Genomic DNA, 19,101 nt, shown 5'->3' on the forward strand with positions numbered 1-19,101 from the left:
AGACTTGGTATCAGATCGGTATCTCCAGCCTCGCCGTCAGGCCCTCGACCTCGCCCGTCGCCGAAAGGCGGTTCGCCAGCTTCAGCGCGCCGCCGTGCTGGTCGGCGATCGCGCGGGCCAGCGCCAGGCCGAGGCCGGCGCCGCCGGTGGCCGAATTGCGCGAAGGATCGCCCCGGGTGAAGGGGTTCATCATGTCGTCGATGGTGTCTTCGTGGATGCCCGGTCCGTCGTCGTCGATCAGCACCACGGCGCGCTGGCCTTCGCGCACCAGCGAAACGCGGGCGCGGCAGCCGTAGCGCAAGGCATTGCCGATCAGGTTGCGCAGCGCGCGCCGCAGCCAGGTGGACCGCAGTTCCAGCACGATCCGCACCGTATCCCCCAGCTCGACCGGCTCCTCCATGTCCTCGTATTCCTCGACCACCGAGGCGACCAGGGCGGAAAGCTCGGTGCGTTCGCGCGGATCGCTGGGTCGGCCGACGCGGGCCAGCGAGAGGATGTCGTCCAGCGTGCGCACGATATCCTCGATGGTGGCGGCCATGCGGGCGCGTTCGGTTTCGTCCTGCACCGATTCGATGCGGACCCGCAGCGCCGCCAGCGGCGTCTTGAGATCGTGGCCGATGGCGCCGAGCATGACGTTCTTCTCGTCAAGCATGGCGGTTATGCGGGCCTCCATCGCATTGTGGGCGACGATCAGGCGGTGCATGTCGTCGGGCCCGGAAGGCGTGAGCTGGCCTTCGGCGTCCGGCATGACCGCGAAACGCTCGACCCGCCGGGTCAGCGCCGCCAGCGGCCGGGTGATGCGGCGCAGGATCAGCGCGACGGCGCCGACCAGGACGATGTAGATGAGCAGCGTCTGCAGCACGAGCGGGGTCAGCAGGATGTTCATCGCCCGCGGCGAACGCACGCGCGCGATCAGCCAGCCCGAATCGGGCTGCGGCCGCACGGCCACCACCAGCAGGTGGCCGTTCATCATGTCGTCGATTTCATACGCGTTCAATCCGCGCGCCTTCGCCCGCTGTTCCACCCCCCGCCGCGCGACCGGGTCGGTGCCGACGGCGCGATGGACGATGGCGATTTCCGATTGCGGGAAGTTCTGGTCGGCCAGGATGCCTTTCAGGCGGGCTTCCGCATGGGTATCGCGCCGTTCGCTCTGGCCGACGGGCGACCGGGTGCTGAATTCGAGCGGAAAGGCGCGCGCCGGCGGACCGCCGATCGGGCCTCCCGGCGGGCGGCCCGCCGGGGAGAATGTGCCGGGGCCGCGGGTATCGGTGATAAGCCGGAAGGCCGCGACGTTGAGCATCCCGTTCTCATAGGCCTCGCGCTGGGCCTGGTAGACGAGGAACGAGCCGAGCCCCTGGACGAGCAGGAGCGCCGCCGCCACCGCCAGCAGCATCTGGCCCATCAGGCTGCGGGGTCGCGGTATCCTCATCCGGCGTCGAGCAGGACCCGCTGCACATCCGCGGCCAGCATGTAGCCGCCGCCCCAGACGGTCTGGATGAGCTGCGGATTGCGGCTGTCGACCTCGATCTTGCGGCGCAGGCGGCTGACCTGGTTGTCGACGGCGCGGTCGAACAGGTGCGCCTCGCGGCCCTGCACCATGTCGAGCAGCCGGTCGCGGTTGAGCACCTGGCGCGGGTGTTCGAGAAAGGCCATGAGCAGGCGAAATTCGACCGAGGAGATGGCGATGACCGCGCCTTCGGCGTCGGTCAGGCGCCGCCGCAGCGGATCGAGTTGCCAGCCTTCGAACATGAAAGCCTCGTTTTCGGCCGGAGCGGCGGCGCTGCGCGCGGCGCGGCGCAGCACGCTGCGGATGCGGGCGACCAGTTCGCGGGGCTCGAAGGGCTTCACCACATAGTCGTCGGCGCCGATCTCGAGCCCGACGATGCGATCGGTGGCCTCGCCGCGCGCGGTGAGGAAGATCACCGGCAGCTCCTGCGTCTCGACAAGGTGGCGGCACAGCGACAGGCCGTCCTCGCCCGGCATCATGATGTCGAGCAGCACGAGGTCGAACCGGGTCTCGCGCAAGCGGCTGCGGGCCTCGGCGGCGCTGGACGACTGGACGACGTCGAACCCCTGGCGGGAGAGGTAATCCGCCAGGGGTTCGCGCAGCGCCGCTTCGTCATCGACCAGAAGCAGATGGGGACGCGCGATATCGTTCATTCAGTTCCGTTCCCGCGCCTCTGGTTCGCATGCCATCGCGTCACGCCGTGTCGAGTTACTTGGCCGCCGGCTTGTCGGCCTGCCCCTGCGGCTTCATCTGCGCTTTCATCTGGGCCTTCATCTTTTCGCGCGCGGCCTGGTGCTCTTCCTTGGTGACCTGTCCGTCGTGGTTGGCGTCCATCATGTCGAAGTGCTTCGCCGCCGCCGCCGTGAATTCGGCCTGGGAGACGGCGCCGTCGTTGTTGGTGTCCGCCATCCTGGCCATCATCATCATGCCACCGCCGCGGCCATGCATGCCGTGCCGGCCGGGACCGCCCTTGCCGGGTCGGTCCGGACCAGCCATGTCGGGACCAGCCATGCCGGGACCAGCCATGTCCGGACCGCCCGGGCCATCCATGCCGGGGCCATCCATGCCGGGACCGTCCGGAGCTTCGCCGCCATGCTGGTGGCCGTCGCCCTCGGGACCACCCATACGACCGCCCATGGGACCCTTGCCGGCCATCATGTCTCCGGCCATGAATTCGGTCTTGGAGATCGAGCCGTCCTTGTCGGCATCGAGTTTGTCGAACATCTTGCCGCGCATTTCATTGCGGTGCGCGTCGCGGTCGGCCTGGTCGAGCTTTCCGTCCTTGTTGACGTCGAGCCTGGCGAACATCGCCGAAGCCGATTGCTGCGCTTCGGCGCGGGTAATCACGCCGTTGCCGTCCGCGTCCATGTCCGGCTTGCCGCCGGGCATGCCCGGCATGCCGGCGGGGCCTTGTGCATAGGCGATCCCGCCGATCGCGAGTGCAGCGGCCGAAAGGCCGAGCATCAGTTTTTTCGTTGCAGTCATCATGGTTATCTCCGCTCCCGGAAGAAAGGAATGAGAGCCGCAGGGAACGAGGGAAGGGAGGGGGAAGAACGTGCCCTGCGGCTCTCCGTGATTCGTTCTAGTCTTGTCTTGTCGCTCAGGTATGCCGCAAGACGGCGTTATTGTCGCCAATTGTCACAAGTGGGAGAGGGCATTCATGGCCGTGCAATTTGTATGAACGCCGTATTCAGCGCTGGCGGCCCCGGGTCCCTTCGCCGACGGTGACGAACAGCGCGGTGGCCGCCTGCGGGATATTCGCGGTGTGCTATACGCCGGCCGGGTTGACCAGGTACTGCCCCGCGCCGATCGTCTCGGAATGCAGGACGCCATCGGGCAGTTCCTGGATCAGCGTCATCTCCCCGGCCAGGCAGACCACCAGTTCGTCGCCGGCCGGATGCATTTCCCAGCCATCCCAGTCGCCGGTGAACTCATGCATGCTGACCAGCCTGCCTTCCGTGCCGTCGGCGGCGACGCGGCGGGCATAGTCTTCGTACCATTCCATTCCCGTGAAAGCGGGCTGCGCTTCGACCCGGCCGCCCATGCCGAGGTGGACGGGATAGGTCCCGAGATCGCGGGCGCGGCTCGTCATGGCACGCCGAGAGTACAGAAGGCGTTCAGCTTGTTGCCGTCCAGATCGCGGAAATAGGCGGCGTAGAAATCATCCCCGCGCGGCCCCGGCAGCCCTTCGCAAGTGCCGCCATGGGCGAGCGCCAGGGCGTGGAGGCGCTTCACTTGTTCCTCGTCCCGGGCTTCGAGCGCGACCATCACCCCGTTGCCCACCGTCGCGGCGTTGCCGTCGAAAGGCTTGGTCAGGGCGATCCCCGGCGCGCCGCCCAGTTCCCCCCAGGCGACGAAGCTGTCGAACTCCATCATCCGGCCGACGCCGAGTTCGGCGGCTATCGCGTCGTAGAACTTCACGCCGCGCTCCAGATCGTTGGTGCCGAGTGTGACATAGCCGATCATCTTCCCATACTCCTCGCGAATCGCTTCGAATAACGGAACATTACAGGAACAAAAGCGTTCTCACAAGGGTGCGCACTGGGCCTCCAGCCAGGCTTTCGCCGCGCCTTCGAGCTGCGGCCCGACGACTTCGAGCACGCGCGCGTGATAGGCGTTCCACCATTCCACCTCGCCGCGCGTGAGCAGGCCGCAATCGAGCAGGCGGCGCTCGATCGGCACGTGGGTCAGTGTCTCGAAGCCGAAATATTCGCCCTCGGCCCCGGCGATCGCGCGCGGTTCGACCAGGATCAGGTTCTCGATCCGGATGCCGTATTCGCCCGTCTTGTAATAGCCCGGCTCGTCCGACAGGAACATGCCGGGCAGCAGCGCCTGGTCGGTGCCGCCCTGCCCGCCGGCCGACTTGGCGATGCGCTGCGGGCCTTCGTGGACCGAGAGGAACGAGCCGACGCCGTGGCCGGTGCCGTGGGCATAGTCGAGCCCGGCCTGCCACAGGGCATAGCGCGCCAGCACGTCGAGCTGGCTGCCGGCGGTGCCCTTGGGAAACACCGCCATGGCTATGGCGATGTGGCCCTTGAGAACGCGGGTGAAGCGGTCCTTCAGCTCGGCGCCCGGCTCGCCCGGGCCGATCCAGACCGTGCGGGTGATGTCGGTGGTGCCGTCCGGATACTGGCCGCCCGAATCGACGAGATAGACCGAGTTCGGCTCCAGCGCGCGGTTGGTTTCCTCGGTCACGCGGTAGTGGACCACCGCGCCGTTGGCGCCGGCGCCCGAGATCGTGTCGAACGAGAGGTCGCGCAGGTCCCCCGCTTCCCGGCGGCAGGCGTGCAGCTTGTCGGCGGCGGAAATCTCCGTAACCCCGCCCTTCGGCGCTTCCACCGAGATCCAGTGCAGGAAGCGGGTGACGGCGGCGCCGTCGCGCAGCTGGGCGTTGCGGTGGCCCTGCTGCTCGACCGGGTTCTTGACGGCCTTGGGCAGCACCGTCGGGTCGCGCTCCTCGACGATCACCGCGCCGGCGCGGCGCAGCGCCGCGAAGACGGCGCTTACCGCGCGCTCGGGATCGACCGCGACACGCTTGCCGGCAAGCCCTTCCAGGCCGGGCACGAACCGCTCGCGCGGCACGATGTTCACGGAATTGCCCAGGTGCTGGCGCAGCGCGGGCGTGACTTTCTCCTCGGCGATGAACAAGTCGGCGGTGCCGTCCGCCCGGGCGATCACATAGGACAGCGCGACCGGCGTGCGTTCGACGTCGGTGCCCCGGATGTTGAGCAGCCAGGCGATCGAATCGAGCGCGGTAATCACCGCCGCGTCCAGGCCGTTGCGCGCCAGCCATTCGGAGATCGCGGCGCGCTTGGCCTCGCTCGCCTCGCCGGTGAAGGCATCGGGATGGACCAGCGCCGGGGCGGCCGAAGGCGCGGGACGATCCGGCCACACGGCGTCGACGGGATTGCCTTCCACCGCCACCAGCCTGCCGCCCTTGCCGGCCAGCGCCTTGTCCACGCTTTCGGCCCAGTTCGCGCCGTGCAGCCAGGCGTCGTAGCCGATCGCCGCGCCTTGCGGGGCATGCTCGCCCAGCCATCCGGCGACGCTGGTCTGCGGCACGCTTTCGTAGGCATAGAGCCGCCCGTCGACCTGGTCGCGCACTTGCAGGGTATAGCGCCCGTCGACCAGGATCGCCGCCGCCGGTTCGAGCGTGGGATCGGTCAGCACGATCGCGGTGCCGGCCGATCCGCCGAAGCCGGTGAGCCAGGCCAGGCGCTGGGCATAGGCGCCGACATATTCGCTCATGTGCTCGTCCGAAATCGGGATCACGAAGCCATCGAGGCTGCGCGTCTTCAGTTCCTTGCGCAGGGCATCCAGGCGCGCTTCATGGGTATTCATCAGCATGTTGGCAGTATCCGGCTTGCGGGGGTCATCGTGTGAACATAGATGCTAGGGATGGCAGATTCCACCCAGACCCTGATCGCTCCCCCGCTCGCGGCGAAGAAACCGCATTCGTTTTCGCATCATGGCACGTCGGTCAGCGACGATTACGCCTGGTTGCGCGACCCCGGCTATCCCCAGGTGACGGACCGGGAAGTGCTGGCCCACCTGGAAGCGGAAAACCGCTGGTTCGAAGCGCGCATGGCGCCGCACCAGGACCGGATCGAAGCGCTGTTCAAGGAAATGCGCGGCCGGATCAAGGAAGCCGACACGTCGGTGCCGCAGAAGGACGGCGACTGGCTCTACTGGATCGAGTTCGAGGAAGGGGCGCAGTACAAGAAGTGGTGGCGCCGGCCCGTCGCCGGCGGGCCGGACGAGCTGATGCTCGATGAAGTCGCGCTGGCCGAAGGGCAGGAATACTTCCGGCTCGGCGCGGTCTCGGTCAGCCCCAGCGGACGCTACCTTGCCTATTCGACCGATCTCAACGGATCGGAACGCTACACGATTCGTTTCCGCCAGTTGATTGGTCCGGGCGGCATCGCCGATGAAGTCCCCGGGGCTGCGGGCAAGTGGGGCGACAGCGAAGTAGAAGGCACGATCGGCAACATCGTTTGGAGCGCGGCCGAGGACGCCGTGCTCTATTCGTTGAGCGATGAGAACTGGCGGCATCGCACCATCCGCCTGCATCGGATCGGCAGCGATTCTGCCGAGGATGTGACGATCTATCACGATCCGGACGAGGCATTTTCCTGCGGCGTGGCGCTCGGCGCGCAGGAGAAGTGGATCATTCTCCATGCAGGAGACCACGAGACCAGCGAGGTCCGGCTGATTCCCGCACACGATCCGCTTGCCGAGCCCCTGCTGGTGCGGCCCAGGCAGAAGGGCGTCGAATACGACGTCGACATAAGGGGCACCGAACCGGGCCGGGAGGTGGTCTACATCCACACGAACGACACCCACGAGAACTTCCGCCTGGCCACCGCGCCGCTCACCGATCCCGGTGCGTGGACCACGCTGATCGCGGGTTCGAACGACTTCTACCTGACCGGCTTCGACCTGTTCCGCGATTTCTACGTGATCGAGGGGCGCCGCGCCGGGCTCGACCAGATCGAGGTGCGCTATTACGACGATCCGGCCCGCGTGGAGCCGATCGTGTTTCCCGAGGCGAGCTATTCGGCGGGGCTTTCGGGCAATCCCGAATGGCACACGGAAAAGCTGCGGCTCTCCTACGAATCGATGGTCAGCCCGGCGACCGTCTACGACTACGACGTTGCCGCCAGGAGCCTCGATACGCTCAAGGTCCAGGTGATTCCCTCGGGCTACGATGCCACGCTCTATGCCACCGAGCGGCTGGAGATCACCGCGCGTGACGGCACCGCGATCCCGGTCAGCCTGGTCTACCGGCGCGATCGCCGGGGGCCGGGGCCGCTGCACCTCTACGCCTACGGCGCCTACGGCATCGCGGTAGATCCCGGCTTTTCGACCACCCGCCTCAGCCTGGTGGACCGGGGCTTCGCTTATGCCATCGCCCATATCCGTGGCGGCGACGACCTGGGCCGCGCCTGGTACAAGGCCGGCAAGCTGGAGCGGCGCACCAATACCTTCAACGATTTCGTCGACGTCGCGAAAGGCCTGATCGAGCGCGGCTATACCGCGGCGGGCAGGATCAGCATCTCCGGCGGATCGGCGGGCGGCGAGCTGATGGGCGCGGTCGCCAACTCCGACCCCGGCTTGTGGGGCGCGGTGGTGGCGCACGTGCCGTTCGTCGACGTGCTGTGCACCATGCTGGACGAGAGCCTGCCGCTGACCCCCGGCGAGTGGCCCGAATGGGGCAATCCGATCGAGGACAAGGCCGCCTTCGACCTGATCCGCAGCTACAGCCCCTACGACCAGGTCAAGGCCCAGGCCTATCCGCCGCTGATGGTCACCGCCGGCCTCAACGACCCGCGCGTCACCTACTGGGAACCGGCCAAGTGGGTCGCCCGGCTGCGCGAGCTGAAGACCGACGGCAACGAGCTGATTTTCAAGACCAACATGGGCGCCGGCCACGGCGGCAAATCCGGCCGCTTCGAAAGCCTGAAGGAAGCGGCGGAGGAATTCGCGTTCATCCTGTGGCAGCTTGGCGTGGAGGGGTGAGCGCGCCCGCGCATTCCTCCCTGTCCCCGCAGGGGATGGGGAGGTGGCAGCCCCATCAGGGGCTGACGGAGGGGTTTCCCCCTCCACCGTCCGCTTCGCGGCCGGTCCCCCTCCCCATCCCCTGCGGGGACAGGGAGGATCGTTCCAACCCCGCTCCCCCGAAAGGTCCCTGATGGAATCACACGCCCAGGCATTTCCCTTGCAGGACGGGTTCCTGCTGCTGGGGACCGCGCTGGCCTTCGTGCTGCTGTTCCGGCGGCTGGGGCTGGGCGCGACGCTGGGTTTCCTGCTGGCGGGGGCGGTGCTGGGGCCTTACGTGCTCGGGCTGGTCGGCGATCCGGAAGGCAAGATCGGCGTCGCCGAGCTGGGAATCACGCTGCTGCTGTTCATCGTCGGGCTGGAGCTGGCGCCGCGCCGGCTGTGGCGGATGCGGCATGAGATCTTCGGGCTGGGCCTGCTGCAAGTGGCGCTGTGCGGCCTTGCCGTGGCGGCGGTGATCCATTTCGCCGCGGGTTTCAGCGTCGAGGCGGCGCTGGCGCTGGGCCTGCCGCTGGGCCTGTCCTCCACCGCGCAGGTCCTGCCGATGCTGCAAAGCGCCGGGCGCCTGCACACCCCGTTCGGAGAACGGTCCTTCGCGATCCTGCTGTTCCAGGACCTGTCGATCATCCCGCTGATAACCATCATCGCGGCGATGAACCGCAATCCGCACTTGCCCGATGGGCCGCCGGGCTGGCAGCTGGCCCTGATTACCCTTGCCGCGGTGGCCGGCCTGATCGCCGCCGGGCGTTTCGCGATCCGCCCGCTGTTCCGCCTGATCGGCAACCTGGGCGAGCGCGAGATGTTCGTCTTCGCCGCGCTGTTCACGGTGATCGCCGCCGCCGCGCTGATGCAGGCGCTGGGGCTTTCGACCGCGCTGGGCGCCTTCGTGGCCGGCGTCATGCTGGCGGACAGCCCCTATCGCCACGAGCTGGAGGCCGATGTCGAGCCGTTCCGCTCGATCCTGCTGGGTCTGTTCTTCATGACGGTGGGCATGATGCTGGACCTTTCGGCGATTGCCGAGCGGCCACTGTTCGTCGTCGGCATGGCGCTGGCGCTGATCGCGGTGAAGGCGGCGGTGATCTTCGGGCTGGGCCTGATCTTCCGGATGGACTGGCGCGGCGCGCTGGCGCTGGGCCTGCTGCTCAGCCAGGGCGGCGAATTCGGCTTCGTGCTGTTCGCCCAGGCCAGCCAGGCCTGGCTGGTCCAGCCCGAGGCGGCGAGCCTGTTCGGGGCCATCGTCACGCTCTCGATGGTGACCACGCCGTTCCTGATGATGGCGACCCAGCGCATCCGCGAGACGCCGGCCGCGACCGGCGAGCGCGAGGGCCCGAGCGAGGACGGGGCTAACGCGCTGGTCGTCGGCTATGGCCGCTTCGGCCAGACCGTGGCGCAGATGCTGATCGCCGCCGATATCGAAGTGACGCTGATCGACAACGATATCGAGATGATCGACGTGGCCGGCAGTTTCGGCGCCAAGGTCTACTTCGGCGACGGCACCCGCATCGACCTGCTGCGCCAGGCCGGCGCGGGCGAGGCCGAGCTGATCGCCTTCTGCATCGACGGGGACCAGCTGACCGAAGCGTTCCTCCACGCCGTCCACACCGCCTTCCCCAATGCCGAGATTCACGCGCGGGTGTTCGACCGGATTGCCCTGCTCCGGCTCAAGGACGCACCGGTGAAGTCGATCTCGCGCGAGGTGCTGGAATCGGCGGTGGCGCTGGCGCGCGGCGCGCTGGAGGGACTGGGCGTCTCGCTGGAGGACATCGACAAGGCCGAGGGCACTTATCGCACGCGCGACAAGGAGCGGCTCTCGCTGCAGTACGCGGCGGGAGACCCGCGCGCCGCGCGCGACCGCATCCTGACCCAGCCGGCACGCGCCACCCGTCAGCCCGGCACCGAATAACCGTCGAAGCGCTTGATCCGGCGCAGCGAAAAGCTGCTCTTCATCGCCGAGACCCCCGGCAGCCGCGCCAGGCAGTCGCGGTGGACGCGGTCGTAGTGGTCCAGGTCGGCGGCGGCGACGCGCAGCAGGTAGTCCGCCGCGCCCGACATCAGGTGGCATTCGAGGATATCGTCGAAGTCGCCGACGGCGCGCTCGAACCGGTCCATCGCCTCGCGGCTCTGGCTGGTGAGCGTGATTTCCACGAAGACCTCCACCGAAAGGCCCAGCCTGCGGGCATCGACCCGCGCCGCGTAGCCCAGGATCAGGCCCTGTTCCTCCAGCGCCCTAATCCGCCGGTGGCAGGCCGAGGGCGAGAGGTGCACCAGCGCGGCAAGATCGGCGATCGAGCGCGACGAATCGGCTTGCAGCGCCTCAAGCAGCGCGCGGTCTGTACGGTTCATGGGATTTTTTCCCGTTGATAGCGGTGGATCGTGGGAAATATTACAACAGGTCGCCGATGCAAGCTTCATTTTGGTGAAACTTTGCGGCCCATCCGGTGTATTTTCCCCGCAGCCCATTCCCGCCATCCGGAGACCAGCCATGCGTGTCGGCACCGTCAAGGAAATCAAGAACCACGAATACCGCGTCGGCCTGACGCCCGAGAGCGTGTGCGAACTCGCCGCGCATGGGCACGAGGTCTGGGTCGAGAGCGGCGCCGGCCTGGGCATCGGCTGCAGCGACGAGGACTATGCCCGCGCCGGCGCCCGGCTGGTGGCCGCCGCCGCCGAAATCTTCGCCGGCTGCGAGATGGTGGTGAAAGTCAAGGAACCGCAGGCGGCCGAGCGCGCGATGCTGCGCGCGGGGCAGATCCTCTACACCTACCTTCACCTCGCCCCCGATCCCGAGCAGACCGCCGACCTCGTGCGGTCGGGCGTCACCGCCGTGGCCTATGAGACCGTCACCGGGCCGGGCGGCTCGCTGCCGCTGCTCAAGCCGATGAGCCAGGTCGCCGGGCGCATGTCGATCCAGGCCGGCGCGACCGCGCTGGAAAAGGCGCACGGCGGGCGCGGGGTGCTGCTGGGCGGGGTGCCGGGCGTGATGCCGGGCAAGGTCGCGGTGATCGGCGGCGGCGTGGTCGGCTTCAACGCCGCGCAGATGGCGGTGGGGCTGGGGGCGGACGTGACCATCCTCGATCGCAGCCCCGACGTGCTCGAACGCCTTGGCATCCACTTCGAGGCGCGCGCCAAGACGCGATTCTCCAGCACCGCCAACCTGGCGGAAAGCGTGGCCGAGGCCGACCTGGTGATCGGCGCGGTGCTGATCCCCGGCGCCGCCGCGCCCAAGCTCGTCACCCGGGCGATGCTTGCCACGATGAAGCCCGGCGCGGTGCTCGTCGATGTCGCGATCGACCAGGGCGGCTGTTTCGAGACCAGCCATGCGACCACGCATGCGGAGCCGACGTTCGTGGTCGACGGGATCGTCCACTACTGCGTGGCCAACATGCCCGGCGCCGTCGCGCGCACCAGCACATACGCGCTCAACAACGTGACCCTGCCGCACGCCCTCGCCATCGCCGATGCCTTCGACGGACCGGGCGGCTGGAAGGCGGCGCTGAGGGCGAACCCCTATCTTGCCGAGGGCCTCAACGTCCATGCCGGCAAAGTGACCTGCGAGGCGGTCGCGCGCGAACTGGGCTACGACTACACACCGGTGGCCGAAGTGCTGGGGTAGCATCCTCCCCGCAAGCGGGGAGGATGCCTGCGTGCTCAGGCCGCCAGCTTGCGCAGCACGTATTGCAGGATGCCGCCGTTCATGAAGTATTCCACTTCGTTGGCGGTATCGATGCGGCACAGCGCGGTGAAGGTGAACTTCGAGCCATCGGCCCTGGTCACTTCCACTTCAACGTCCTGGCGCGGCTTGAGATCGGCGACGCCCAGGATGGTGAAGGCGTCGTCACCGGTCAGGCCGAGCGAGGTGCGGGTGTCGCCTTCCTTGAACTGCAACGGCAGCACGCCCATGCCGACCAGGTTCGAACGGTGGATGCGCTCGAAGCTTTCGACGATCACCGCGCGCACGCCCAGCAGGTTGGTGCCCTTGGCCGCCCAGTCGCGCGAGGAGCCGGTGCCGTATTCCTTGCCGGCCACGACCACCATCGGCGTGCCTTGCGCCTTGTAGCGCATCGCCGCGTCGTAGACCGGCAGCACCTCGTCGCCGATACGGCTCATGCCGCCTTCGATGCCGGGGACCATCTCGTTCCGGATTCGGATGTTGGCGAAAGTGCCGCGCATCATCACTTCGTGGTGGCCACGGCGCGATCCGTAGGAGTTGAAGTCCGCCTTGGCGACCTGGTGCTCCATCAGCCACTGCCCCGCCGGGCTGTCCGCCTTGATCGAGCCGGCCGGGCTGATGTGGTCGGTGGTGATCGAATCGCCCAGGATCAGCAGCGGCTTGGCTTCGACGATGTCGGAGACCGGCGCCGGGGTCATCTCCATGCCCTCGAAATAGGGCGGGTTGGCGACATAAGTCGAACCGGCGCGCCACTGGTAGGTTTCCGAACCGACCACGTTGATCGCCTGCCAGTGCTTGTCGCCCTTGTAGACATCGGCATAGCGGGCCTGGAACATCGCGCGGTCGACGCAGGCGGCCATGGTCTCGGCGACTTCGAGGTTGGTCGGCCAGATGTCCTTGAGGTAGACGTCGTGCCCGTCGGTGGCCTGGCCGATCGGGGTGGTGGTGAAGTCCTCCACCACCGTGCCCTTGAGCGCGTAGGCGACCACCAGCGGCGGCGAGGCCAGGAAGTTGGCGCGCACGTCGGGGCTGACGCGGCCTTCGAAGTTGCGGTTGCCCGATATCACGGCGGCGGCGACCAGGCCGTTCTCGTTGATCGCCTTGCTGATCGGCTCGGCGAGCGGGCCGGAATTGCCGATGCAGGTGGTGCAGCCGTAGCCGACCAGATTGAAGCCGATATTGTCGAGGTGCGATTGCAGGCCGGCCTTGTTCAGGTAGTCGGTGACGACCTGCGAGCCGGGGGCGAGGCTGGTCTTGACCCAGGGCTTGGGCTTGAGGCCGAATTCGTCCGCCTTCTTGGCGACCAGCCCGGCGGCGACCAGCACGCCCGGGTTCGAGGTGTTGGTGCACGAAGTGATCGCGGCGATCATCACGTCGCCGTCACCGATGTCGAAGTCCTTGCCTTCCACCGCCACGCGCGCCGGGGCCTTCTTGTAGGTCTGCGCCATGTCGGCGTTGAACACGTCGTCGACTTCGGGCAACGCGACCCAGTCCTGCGGGCGCTTGGGGCCGGCGAGCGAAGGGACGACGGTCGCCATGTCGAGTTCCAGCGTGCTCGAGAACACCGGCTCGGCCGCGGCGGGATCGATCCAGAAGCCCTGCTCCCTGGCATAGGCTTCCACCAGCGCGATCTGCTCTTCCTCGCGCCCGGTCAGGCGCAAGTAGTCGAGCGTCTTGTCGTCGATGCCGAAGAAGCCGCAAGTCGCGCCGTATTCGGGCGCCATGTTGGCCAGCGTCGCGCGGTCGGCCAAGCTCAGCGAGGCGAGGCCGGGGCCGTAGTATTCGACGAAGCGGCCAACCACGCCGTGCTTGCGCAGCATCGCGGTGCAGGTCAGCACCAAGTCGGTGGCGGTGACGCCTTCCTTGAGCTCGCCGGTCAGCTTGAAGCCGACGACTTCGGGGATCAGCATCGAGACCGGCTGGCCGAGCATCGCCGCTTCCGCCTCGATCCCACCCACGCCCCAGCCCAGCACGCCCAGGCCGTTGACCATCGTGGTGTGGCTGTCGGTGCCGACGCAGGTATCGGGATAGGCGACCAGTTCGCCGTTCTGGTCGGTCGAGGACCATACCGCCCGGGCGATGTTCTCCAGGTTGACCTGGTGGCAGATGCCGGTGCCCGGCGGCACGGCATAGAAGTTGGCGAGCGACTTGGAGCCCCACTTGAGGAAGTCGTAGCGTTCCAGGTTGCGCTGGTATTCGATCTCGACGTTCTGCTCGAAGGCCTTGGGGTGGCCGAACTCGTCGACCATGACCGAGTGGTCGATCACCAGGTTCACCGGCACCAGCGGATTGATCTTGCTGGTGTCTCCGCCCAGCTTGGCGATCGCGTCGCGCATGGCGGCCAGATCGACCACGCAGGGAACGCCGGTGAAGTCCTGCAGCAGCACGCGGGCCGGGCGGTACTGGATTTCCTCGCCGGTGACCGGGTTCTTCTGCCAGTCGGCGATCGCCTGGACGTCATCGGTGGAAACGGTGAAGCCGCCATCCTCGAAGCGGAGCAGGTTCTCGAGCAGGACTTTCATCGAGAAGGGCAGGCGCGAGATGTCGCCGATCTTCTCCGAAGCCTTCTTCAGCGAGTAGTAGGCGACGGACTTGCCGCCGACGGTCATGGTGCTGCGGGTGCCGAGCGTATCCTGTCCGACCTGAGTCATGGTGGGCAATTTCCCCTTCTTTGTGGAGCTTGCCTCCCGGGCTCGGCGATCCTTGGCGGTCTGGCCGTGCTGCGGTGCGACAAGCGGATTCGTCGGCCCCGCCGATGCGCGCTAAGCACCGCGAGGTCAAGGGGGGCGGGGCTAGCCGAGGGCAGGATGTTCGCGCTTTTTCGCGGCGATCCAGCAGCCCAGCACGATCAGCGCGGCGCCGCCCAGCGTCGCGGCGCTGACGCTTTCGCCGAACATCAGCCAGCCGAACAGCGCGGCCCAGAGGAAGCCGGTATATTCGACCGGCACCAGCACTTGCGCCTCGGCCCGGGCATAGCCCCAGGACAGGAACAGCAGCGCGCACGTCGCCAGCGCCGCGCCGGCCAGGATCATGCGCAGGCTCGCGGCATCGGGCCAGACCGCGAACCACGGGGCGAAGACCAGGAAGATCAGCGCCACGATGCCGCTCTGGAACAAGGTGATCTCCACCGGGCCGGCCAGCAGCGCCTGCTTGCGCTGGAGCACCAGGTTGATCGCGTAGAACATCGCCGAACACAGGATCGCCGCCGTGCCCGCGATCGCCTCGTCGGAATACGTGCCCGCGCCGAAACGCCCCGCCCCGATCACCAGCACGCCCGCCACGCCCAGCAGCGAAGCCGCGATAGCCTGGGGGCGGACCTTTTCGCCCAGCATCACCGCGGCGAAATAGAGCGCCGCGATCGGCGCGATGAACGAAATGGCGATGCCTTCCGCCAGCGGGATGCGCACCAGTCCATAGAAGAACAGCACCGCCATCGCGGCGGTGATCGCCGAGCGCTGGGCGTGGACCCGCAGCACCGCGCGGCCGGGCAGGGGCCGCCCGGCGGCCAACCACAGCGGCAGGATCAGCACGGTGCCGAAGAGGTTGCGCAGCAGCAGCGCGGTGAACACGCCCACCGCGATCGATGCACCCTTGATCGCGGCGTCCATTGCGCTGAACGCGCCGATCCCCAGAACCACCGAGAGCACCGGGCGATACCCGGGGGAAAGCGTGAACGATCGGGCGCGCATCATGCCATGCGTCTCGCCCCGGTGGATGTTGTGCGCAAGCAATTCATCGCAGCGACAGGACGAATCCTTGAAGAGTGGGCGCCGAAGGGGCAAATCGGGGCTCGATCGCCGCCGATCCGTTCGTTCGCGGCACCGTTTCCACGCACGCAGGCAATCTGGCAGGTCTAAGAGAATGGCGAGTATCAAGCGTTTCGGTCCCGCCGTCGTGTCGGCCTTCACGGCTCTTGGCCTGACGGCGCAGCCGGTGCTGGCGCAGAAGATCAAGGCCGAGATGCCCGAGGACATTCTGCCGCAAGCCCAACGCACGCCCCAGCCGGCATCTCCGCCGAATCCCGTGCCGAATGCCGCCCCCCAGGGCTCGCCCACCCCGATCACGATCCCCACGGCCATTCCGCCGATGGTCCAGCCGGTGGTCGTTCCAGAGCCGGTGATGAGCTGGTCGCTCGCCGATGCGAAGGCGCTGCTTTCCACCATCGAATATATCGGCAAGGAGGGGCTGGTCCCGGCGGATTACCAGCCCGCCGCGCTCAAGGCGGCGATCGCGAAAGGCGAAGGCGACGCGCTCGACGCGCTGGCCAGCAGGGTGTTCGGCTGGCTGATCGAAGACCTGCGCGACGGGCGCACGCCGATGGATGCGCGGGTGCAGTGGTTCGCGGTCGATCCCGACCAGGACGTGATGCCTACCGCGCAGGTCATGGCCCAGGCTCTGTCGGAACACGACGTGGCCGGCGTGGTGGACCGGCTCGCCCCGACCAATCCGGACTATGCCGCGCTCAAGGCCGAGCTTGCCGCCACGCCGATGGCCAGCAAGACCAGGCGCGCGCTGATCCAGGCCAACATGGACCGCTGGCGCTGGCTCGCCCGCGATCTGGGCGACGTCTACCTGATGACCAACGTGCCCGAGTTCCAGCTGCGCCTGGTGGTCAAGAACAAGATCATCCGCACCTATCGCACGGTCGTCGGCAAGCCGGGCCGCACCGCCACCCCGCAGCTGGCCGAGACGGTCTCGGCGGTGGTCTTCAACCCGACCTGGACGGTGCCGCAGTCGATCGTCAAGGGCGAGGGACTGGGGGCCAAGGTGCTTGCCAATCCTGCCTGGGCCAAGACGGCGGGCTACAAGGCCACCAAGGGGACGGACGGGACGATCTACGTCGTCCAGCAGCCGGGGCCGGGCAACGCGCTGGGCCTGATGAAGATAGACATGCCCAACCCGCACGCGATCTACCTGCACGACACGCCGTCCAAGGAATACTTCAACGCCGACGTGCGCGCCTTCAGCCACGGCTGCATCCGCACCGAGCGCGCGGTGGAGCTGGGCATGACGATGGCGATCCTGGGCGCCAGGATGCCGTCGGCGGAAGCGGCCGACATTTCCCGCTCGGGCGAATATACCAAGGTGGAAATGACGCGGACTTTCCCGGTCTACATCGCCTACTTCACTTATGCCCGCTCGATCGACGGCCAGCTCAAGGCGTTCGGCGACATCTATGGCCGGGACCAGCCGGTGCTCGCCAGCTTCACCGCCCCGCGCCAGCTCAAGACCACCCAGCGCGCCAGCGACGAGGCGATCATCCAGCTCGACAATCCGCTGTGATACCAAGTATCACTGATCGAAACTCCTGTTCCCTTCCCTTCGCCCGAGCAAGGCGGTGAGGTCTGCGACGCGATCCAGGGTGACAACGAAGGACAAGATCAGCGCATAGGCGATTCCCGCCCTTCAAGAGAAGGGTGAAGAGCGGCGATCGAGAACATCTGCCTAAAACCGCCGGATGACCGCCAGGAACGCATCGCCATAGGCATCAAGCTTGCGGGTGCCGACGCCGCCGATCGTGCCCAGTTCGGCCAGGGTGGCGGGGCGGGCCGTAGCCATTTCGCGCAAGGTCGAATCGTGGAACACGACGTAGGGGGGCACGCCGGCCGCCTGCGCCAGCTCGCGGCGCAGTTCGCGCAGCGCCTCGAACAGCGGGTCGCCGACCGGATTGGCGATCCCCTCGCGGCCGCCCCGCCGCTTCTTTTCCTGCTTGGGCGGCACCACGATCATCACGCTGGCCTCGCCCTTCAGGATCAGGCGGGCATCGCCGCCGAGCGCCAGGCCGCCGTGCTCGGTCGGCGTCAGGGCGCCGCGGGCCTGGAGCGCGCGCGACAGGGCCTTGAGCAGCGGCTTCTCGTCCTCGGCCAGGATCCCGAAGACCGAGAGCTGGTCATGCCCGCGCTGGCGCACGCGGTCGTCGGCGATGCCGGCGAGCACTTTTTCCAGATGCCCCATGCCATAGCTCTGCCCGGTGCGGAACACCGCCGAGAGCAGCTTCTGCGCCAGCCGGGTGACATCGACCACGTTCGCGGGATCGAGGCAGTTGTCGCAGTTTCCGCAGCGTTCGGGCGGCTGTTCGCCGAAGTGGCGCAGCAGCACGGCGCGGCGGCACTCGGCCGTTTCGACGAGCACGGCAAGCGCGTCGAGCCGCTGGCGCTCGCTTTGCAGGCGGTGCGGCTCGATCTCGGACAGGCGCTGGCGGGCCCGCGCGAAGTCGTCGGCACCCCACAGCATCACCGCCACCGCGGGATCGCCGTCGCGCCCGGCGCGGCCGGTCTCCTGGTAATAGGCCTCGATCGACTTGGGGATGCCGGCATGGGCGACGAAGCGCACGTCGGGCTTGTCGATCCCCATGCCGAAGGCGACCGTCGCCACCATGACCATGTCCTCGGAAGCGACGAACATGGCCTGGTTGCTGGCGCGCACTTCGGACGGGAGGCCGGCGTGATAGGGCAGCACCCGGCGCCCGGTGGCCGACGCGAGGCTTGCGGCAAGCTGCTCGACCCGGGCGCGAGTGGGGGCATAGACGATGCCGGGCCCCGGGTTCTCGTCGATCACCGCCTGGATCTGGCGTATCGCGTTGTCGCGCGGGCGGATCGTGTAGCGGATGTTCGGGCGGTCGAATCCGGCCACGATCAGCCCGTCTTCCGGGATGCCGAGCTGGGCCAGGATGTCGGTGCGGGTATGATGGTCGGCGGTGGCGGTCAGCGCCAGGCGCGGGACTTGCGGGAAAGCGTCGAGCAGGGGCCGCAGCAACCGGTAGTCGGGGCGGAAATCGTGCCCCCATTCGGAAACGCAGTGCGCTTCGTCGATGGCGAACAGGGCTATCCGCGCGCGCGCCAGCAGCTCGCGGAAATGCGCCTGGCTGGCGCGTTCGGGCGCGACATAGAGCAAGTCCAGCCGGCCCGCGCGGAACGCCTCGATGGTCGCTTCGCGGTCATTGTCGGCGCTGGTGAGCGCGGCCGCGCGGATGCCGTTGGCGCGGGCCGAGCGAAGCTGGTCGTGCATCAGCGCGATTAGCGGCGAGACGACCACGCAGGTCCCTTCCAGCAGCACCGCCGGAAGCTGGTAGGTCAGCGACTTGCCGGCGCCGGTGGGCATGACCGCCAGCGTCGAGCGGCCATGCAGCACCCGGTCGACGACCTGGTCCTGCACGCCGCGAAAGGCGGTGAAACCGAAGACGTCATGCAGCGCGCGGCCCACCTGCTCCGCCGAGGGCGGCTCCGCCGGCGCGAAATCGAAGGCGGACGCCGGGGCGTCCATCCCCTCGTCGTCGCCGTAGAAAGTCGTCTCGAAAGGCCAGTCGTCTTCGTTCACGGGCATGTTATGGCAGAGCCTTGGAGCACAGGCAAAGGCCGGGGCCCAA

The 19,101-nt window shown here is 67.8% G+C and carries 14 protein-coding genes; 4 read left to right on the forward strand and 10 right to left on the reverse strand.

Annotated elements, in window-relative coordinates:
- Window positions 1-10: 10 nt before the first annotated feature.
- From BM052_RS00325 to BM052_RS00350, 6 genes are all read right to left on the reverse strand, one after another.
- Entirely contained in the window at window positions 11-1,429 is a 1,419-nt protein-coding gene (locus tag BM052_RS00325) for an ATP-binding protein (RefSeq protein ID WP_091141965.1), read from the reverse strand.
- Complete coding sequence (locus BM052_RS00330) at window positions 1,426-2,160, reverse strand: response regulator (RefSeq protein WP_091141967.1); 735 nt, start codon at window positions 2,158-2,160, stop codon at window positions 1,426-1,428. Before BM052_RS00330 ends, BM052_RS00325 begins: the two co-directional genes overlap by 4 nt.
- Window positions 2,161-2,215: 55 nt before the next feature.
- Window positions 2,216-2,992: an EF-hand domain-containing protein gene (locus BM052_RS00335; protein WP_091142958.1), complete on the reverse strand. Its 777-nt coding sequence runs from the start codon at window positions 2,990-2,992 to the stop codon at window positions 2,216-2,218.
- Window positions 2,993-3,275: 283 nt separating this feature from the next.
- Window positions 3,276-3,599 (reverse strand): cupin domain-containing protein, encoded by a 324-nt coding sequence (locus BM052_RS00340; protein ID WP_369821481.1) that lies wholly within the window; start codon window positions 3,597-3,599, stop codon window positions 3,276-3,278.
- Window positions 3,596-3,973 carry a VOC family protein gene (locus tag BM052_RS00345; protein ID WP_091141969.1) on the reverse strand — a complete coding sequence of 126 codons (378 nt, stop codon included), beginning with the start codon at window positions 3,971-3,973 and terminating at the stop codon, window positions 3,596-3,598. Before BM052_RS00345 ends, BM052_RS00340 begins: the two co-directional genes overlap by 4 nt.
- A 60-nt stretch (window positions 3,974-4,033) precedes the next feature.
- A complete protein-coding gene (locus BM052_RS00350; protein ID WP_091141971.1) occupies window positions 4,034-5,854 on the reverse strand; it encodes an aminopeptidase P family protein in 1,821 nt (606 codons plus the stop codon).
- Window positions 5,855-5,905: 51 nt separating this feature from the next.
- On the opposite strand from BM052_RS00350, the gene BM052_RS00355 reads away from it, so the two are divergent.
- Window positions 5,906-8,026 (forward strand): S9 family peptidase, encoded by a 2,121-nt coding sequence (locus BM052_RS00355; RefSeq protein WP_369821482.1) that lies wholly within the window; start codon window positions 5,906-5,908, stop codon window positions 8,024-8,026.
- 172 nt (window positions 8,027-8,198) lie between these two features.
- Window positions 8,199-9,968, forward strand: coding sequence for a cation:proton antiporter domain-containing protein (locus BM052_RS00360; protein ID WP_091141974.1), 1,770 nt, complete (start codon window positions 8,199-8,201; stop codon window positions 9,966-9,968).
- Here the strand turns inward: BM052_RS00360 and BM052_RS00365 are convergent.
- A complete protein-coding gene (locus tag BM052_RS00365) occupies window positions 9,950-10,408 on the reverse strand; it encodes an Lrp/AsnC family transcriptional regulator (protein ID WP_091141976.1) in 459 nt (152 codons plus the stop codon). The genes BM052_RS00360 and BM052_RS00365 overlap by 19 nt on opposite strands.
- A gap of 139 nt (window positions 10,409-10,547) precedes the next feature.
- Here BM052_RS00365 and ald point away from each other — a divergent pair, with 139 nt between their 5' ends.
- Window positions 10,548-11,678, forward strand: a complete 1,131-nt coding sequence (gene ald / locus BM052_RS00370) for an alanine dehydrogenase (protein WP_091141978.1) — start codon at window positions 10,548-10,550, stop codon at window positions 11,676-11,678.
- 35 nt (window positions 11,679-11,713) lie between these two features.
- Here the strand turns inward: ald and acnA are convergent, their stop codons facing one another.
- Together acnA and BM052_RS00380 are read right to left on the reverse strand one after the other, a co-directional pair.
- Window positions 11,714-14,386, reverse strand: a complete 2,673-nt coding sequence (gene acnA, locus BM052_RS00375; protein WP_091141980.1) for an aconitate hydratase AcnA — start codon at window positions 14,384-14,386, stop codon at window positions 11,714-11,716.
- 141 nt (window positions 14,387-14,527) lie between these two features.
- Window positions 14,528-15,424 carry a DMT family transporter gene (locus BM052_RS00380; protein WP_091142960.1) on the reverse strand — a complete coding sequence of 299 codons (897 nt, stop codon included), beginning with the start codon at window positions 15,422-15,424 and terminating at the stop codon, window positions 14,528-14,530.
- 172 nt (window positions 15,425-15,596) lie between these two features.
- On the opposite strand from BM052_RS00380, the gene BM052_RS00385 reads away from it, so the two are divergent.
- Complete coding sequence (locus tag BM052_RS00385; protein ID WP_091141981.1) at window positions 15,597-17,018, forward strand: L,D-transpeptidase family protein; 1,422 nt, start codon at window positions 15,597-15,599, stop codon at window positions 17,016-17,018.
- Between the two features lie 162 nt (window positions 17,019-17,180).
- On the opposite strand, the gene recQ is transcribed toward BM052_RS00385, so the two are convergent.
- Window positions 17,181-19,052 (reverse strand): DNA helicase RecQ, encoded by a 1,872-nt coding sequence (gene recQ, locus BM052_RS00390; RefSeq protein WP_255405905.1) that lies wholly within the window; start codon window positions 19,050-19,052, stop codon window positions 17,181-17,183.
- Window positions 19,053-19,101 lie beyond the last annotated feature (49 nt).

The sequence above is a fragment of the Novosphingobium sp. CF614 genome (assembly GCF_900113255.1).
In the GTDB taxonomy this organism is placed as follows: domain Bacteria; phylum Pseudomonadota; class Alphaproteobacteria; order Sphingomonadales; family Sphingomonadaceae; genus Novosphingobium.

What these genes read in the sequence shown, in the direction of transcription:
- BM052_RS00345 (WP_091141969.1), bottom strand. Translation starts at nt 3,973, where the DNA reads ATGATCGGCTATGTCACACTCGGCACCAACGATCTGGAGCGCGGCGTG.
- BM052_RS00355 (WP_369821482.1), top strand. Translation starts at nt 5,906, where the DNA reads ATGGCAGATTCCACCCAGACCCTGATCGCTCCCCCGCTCGCGGCGAAG.
- BM052_RS00335 (WP_091142958.1), bottom strand. Translation starts at nt 2,992, where the DNA reads ATGACTGCAACGAAAAAACTGATGCTCGGCCTTTCGGCCGCTGCACTC.
- BM052_RS00380 (WP_091142960.1), bottom strand. Translation starts at nt 15,424, where the DNA reads ATGCGCGCCCGATCGTTCACGCTTTCCCCCGGGTATCGCCCGGTGCTC.
- BM052_RS00330 (WP_091141967.1), bottom strand. Translation starts at nt 2,160, where the DNA reads ATGAACGATATCGCGCGTCCCCATCTGCTTCTGGTCGATGACGAAGCG.
- BM052_RS00385 (WP_091141981.1), top strand. Translation starts at nt 15,597, where the DNA reads ATGGCGAGTATCAAGCGTTTCGGTCCCGCCGTCGTGTCGGCCTTCACG.
- ald (WP_091141978.1), top strand. Translation starts at nt 10,548, where the DNA reads ATGCGTGTCGGCACCGTCAAGGAAATCAAGAACCACGAATACCGCGTC.
- BM052_RS00365 (WP_091141976.1), bottom strand. Translation starts at nt 10,408, where the DNA reads ATGAACCGTACAGACCGCGCGCTGCTTGAGGCGCTGCAAGCCGATTCG.
- acnA (WP_091141980.1), bottom strand. Translation starts at nt 14,386, where the DNA reads ATGACTCAGGTCGGACAGGATACGCTCGGCACCCGCAGCACCATGACC.
- BM052_RS00340 (WP_369821481.1), bottom strand. Translation starts at nt 3,599, where the DNA reads ATGACGAGCCGCGCCCGCGATCTCGGGACCTATCCCGTCCACCTCGGC.
- BM052_RS00350 (WP_091141971.1), bottom strand. Translation starts at nt 5,854, where the DNA reads ATGCTGATGAATACCCATGAAGCGCGCCTGGATGCCCTGCGCAAGGAA.
- BM052_RS00325 (WP_091141965.1), bottom strand. Translation starts at nt 1,429, where the DNA reads ATGAGGATACCGCGACCCCGCAGCCTGATGGGCCAGATGCTGCTGGCG.
- BM052_RS00360 (WP_091141974.1), top strand. Translation starts at nt 8,199, where the DNA reads ATGGAATCACACGCCCAGGCATTTCCCTTGCAGGACGGGTTCCTGCTG.